2 protein-coding genes are annotated in these 3,693 nt (G+C 65.3%); one reads left to right on the forward strand and one right to left on the reverse strand.

Annotated elements, in window-relative coordinates; all coding sequences use genetic code 11:
• Window positions 1-263 precede the first annotated feature (263 nt).
• Complete coding sequence (gene uvrB, locus ACPEES_RS22940) at window positions 264-2,288, reverse strand: excinuclease ABC subunit UvrB (protein WP_435106751.1); 2,025 nt, start codon at window positions 2,286-2,288, stop codon at window positions 264-266.
• A 67-nt stretch (window positions 2,289-2,355) separates the two neighbouring features.
• Here uvrB and ACPEES_RS22945 point away from each other — a divergent pair, with 67 nt between their 5' ends.
• Window positions 2,356-3,546: a pyridoxal phosphate-dependent aminotransferase gene (locus ACPEES_RS22945; RefSeq protein ID WP_435106749.1), complete on the forward strand. Its 1,191-nt coding sequence runs from the start codon at window positions 2,356-2,358 to the stop codon at window positions 3,544-3,546.
• Window positions 3,547-3,693 lie beyond the last annotated feature (147 nt).

Raw genomic sequence — 3,693 nt, forward strand, 5'->3', positions numbered from 1 at the left:
GGCCCAAACTCCGGCCGCCTGATGGCGCTCTCACCATCGCCCGTTCAGGCTCATCTCTGGATTGGAAAGGACTCCCCGCAACAGGGAACGGCTAACGCGAAACCCTACCGCCAAGGCACAAGACCACCGATATATCGCCTGGACACGCGAGTGACGGTGCGAGGTGTCAACCGTATCGCGCCCTCACCCGACGAGCACCCCAGGAGCTGCCCGCCTTTGTATGCCTTGGTGATCGTCGCCTCTTGCCGAAAGGTTGGTAAGTATCACGCCGACTCCCGCGCAGGCTCGCCGAGGGCATACTGCTGCAGGCGCTTGATCTCGTCGCGCAGGCGCGCGGCCTCCTCGAACTCGAGATTACGCGCGCGCTCGTGCATCTCGCGCTCCAGCTCCTGGATACGTTTGACCGCGTCGCCGGGCGACATACCCGCATAGGGCCTGGCGGCCTCCGCCACCTTCGCGTAGTGCTCGGCGGTGTCCGGCGCCCCGGCCTCGCCGCGCTCCATGACGTCGGCGACGGCTTTCTCGATTCCCCGGGGAGTGATGCCGTGGGCTTCGTTGAATGCGATCTGCTTCGCCCGGCGTCGCTCGGTCTCGTCCATGGCGCGACGCATGGAGTCGGTGATGCGGTCGGCGTAGAGAATCGCCTTGCCGTGGACGTTGCGGGCGGCACGGCCGACGGTCTGAATGAGAGAGCGTTCCGCGCGCAGAAATCCCTCTTTGTCCGCATCGAAGATGGCGACCAGCGAGACCTCGGGGATATCCAGCCCCTCGCGCAACAGGTTAATGCCCACCAACACGTCGAAAGCGCCAAGACGCAGATCCCGGATGATCTCCATGCGCTCGACGGTATCCACGTCGGAATGCAGATAACGGACTTTTACACCATGCTCGTGCAGGTACTCCGTGAGGTCCTCGGCCATTCGCTTGGTGAGCGTGGTGATCAGGGTGCGTTCGCCGGCGGCAACACGATCGCGAATCTCGGAGAGGACATCGTCCACCTGGGTACCGGCAGGGCGCACTTCGAGCTCCGGGTCGACCAGCCCGGTGGGGCGCACCACCTGCTCCGCCACCGTCTCGCTATGGCGCTCCTCGAACGGGCCCGGGGTGGCCGAAACGTAGACCGTCTGCGGCTGCAGCTGACGGAATTCCTCGAACTTCAGGGGGCGGTTGTCGAGGGCGCTCGGCAGACGGAAGCCGTACTCCACCAGGGTTTCCTTGCGCGAGCGATCGCCACGGAACATGCCGCCAAGCTGAGGCACGGTGACGTGGGACTCGTCGATGAAGAGGATGGCATCCGGCGGCACGTAATCGAACAGGCATGGCGGCGGTTCCCCCGGGCCGCGCCCTGAGAGGTAGCGCGAGTAGTTTTCGATGCCGTTGCAGTAGCCGAGCTCCTGCATCATCTCCAGGTCGAAGCGCGTGCGTTGCTCCAGCCGCTGCGCCTCCAGCAGCTTGCCAGCCTCGCGCAGGTCTTCGAGCCGCTCGGCGAGCTCCACCTTGATTCGCTCGATAGCGTTGAGAATGGTCTCTCGCGGCGTGACGTAGTGTGTCTTGGGGTAGACCGTCAGGCGCGGCACGCGCCGGAGGACCTCACCGGTGAGCGGGTCGAACCAGGCCAGCGCCTCGATCTCGTCGTCGAAGAGTTCGACGCGCACCGCCTCGTCCTCGGACTCCGCGGGAAAAATATCGATGACATCGCCACGGGCACGGTAGGTGCCACGCGCGAAATCGTGGTCGTTGCGCTGGTACTGGAGCTGAGCGAGGCGACGCAGGATCAGGCGCTGGTCTATACGCTCGCCGCGCACCAGGTGCAGGACCATGTTGAGATACGCCTGTGGGTCGCCGAGGCCGTAGATGGAGGACACCGAGGCCACGATGATGGTGTCACGTCGCTCCAGGATCGCCTTGGTCGCCGACAGCCGCATCTGCTCGATGTGCTCGTTCACCGAGGCGTCCTTCTCGATGAAGGTGTCCGACGCCGGCACGTAGGCCTCGGGCTGGTAGTAGTCGTAGTAGGAGACGAAGTACTCCACGGCGTTCTCGGGGAAGAAAGCCTTGAACTCACCGTAGAGCTGGGCAGCGAGGGTCTTGTTCGGCGCGAGTATCACCGCGGGCCGTTGCTCGCGCGCGATCAGACTCGCCATGGTGAAGGTCTTCCCGGAGCCGGTCACGCCCAGCAACGTCTGGTCCGGGTTGCCATGATTGAGGCTCGTGGACAATGTTTCGATGGCCGTGGGCTGATCCCCCGCCGGCTCATACTGCGACTTTAGAACGAACTCGTCGGCCATGATGGTTCGGCCCTCTCGGGGCATTGGCGTATCATCGACGGCGATACGCGAGTACTGGAGGTGGAACGTGGCGTTTCAACTGGCCCGGCGCGTGCAGCGCATCGCGCCCTCCCCCACGATGGCGGTGAGTGCCCGCGCCGCGGAAATGCGCGCCGCCGGACGCGACGTGATCAGTCTGAGCGCGGGCGAGCCGGATTTCGACACCCCGGAGCATATCAGCGCCGCGGCCGTGGAGGCGATTCGCCGCGGTGAAACCCGCTACACGCCACCCAACGGCAATGTCGCGCTGCGGGAAGCTGTCCGCCGCAAGCTCGAGCGTGAAAACGGTCTGGAATACGCCGCGGACGAAGTCATCGTCAGCAGCGGCGCCAAGCAGTGCCTCTACAACCTGATGGCCGCCCTGCTCGACGAGGGCGACGAGGCCGTGGTTCAAGCCCCCTACTGGGTGTCCTACCCGGACATGGTGCGGCTCGCCGATGGCGTCCCCGAGATCGTGGATACCGACGAAGACAACGGCTTTCGCCTGACCGCGGAAGCGCTTGACGCCGCGATCACAGACCGCACCCGGCTGGTGATCCTGAACAGCCCGGCCAATCCCACGGGCATCGCCTACAGCCGCGACGAGCTCGCCGCGCTCGGCGAAGTGCTGGACCGCTACCCGGACGTGCTCATCGCCAGCGACGACATCTACGAGCACATCCTCTGGCAGGGAAGCTTCCACAACATCGTTACTGCCTGTCCGCGGCTGCGCGACCGCACCATCGTGGTCAACGGCGTCTCCAAGGCCTACGCCATGACCGGTTGGCGCATCGGTTACGCCGCCGGCCCGCGGACCATCATCGAAGCGATGACGAAGATTCAGTCGCAATCCACCTCCGGCCCGAACAGCATCGCCCAGGCCGCGGCCATCGCTGCGCTGGACGGCGGCCTGGCGTGCGTCGAGCCGATGCGGGCCGCCTTCCGGGAACGCCACGACTACCTGGTGCAGCAGCTCAACACGCTGCCCGGTATCGCCTGCCGCGCTGGTGACGGCACATTCTATTGCTTCGCCGACGTGCGCAGGGCAATGCGCACCGCCGGCACACGGGACGACGTCGCCTTCGCCGAGTGGCTGCTGGAGAAAGCGGAGGTCGCAATGGTGCCGGGTTCCGCCTTCGGGCTCCCGGGGCGGCTACGCCTGTCCTTCGCCACGGATATGAAAACCCTGGAGCGTGCCACTGACCGGCTGAGAAGCGTGCTCGCGAGCACTCGCGGTTGACCGGGGGAGACGCCGTGACGCCGTAATGCCATATTGCATCGCGCATGCAACATGGCCATGGCGCACAAGTGAGTCCTTTCCAATCCAGAGATGAGCCTGAACGGGCGATGGTGAGAGCGCCATCAGGCGGCCGGAGTTTGGGCCTGA

It is taken from the genome of Arhodomonas sp. AD133 (genome assembly GCF_051195215.1).
GTDB lineage: Bacteria > Pseudomonadota > Gammaproteobacteria > Nitrococcales > Nitrococcaceae > Arhodomonas.

Excerpts from the sequence above, each read along its gene's own strand:
- uvrB (WP_435106751.1), bottom strand. The coding sequence starts at position 2,288 with ATGGCCGACGAGTTCGTTCTAAAGTCGCAGTATGAGCCGGCGGGGGAT.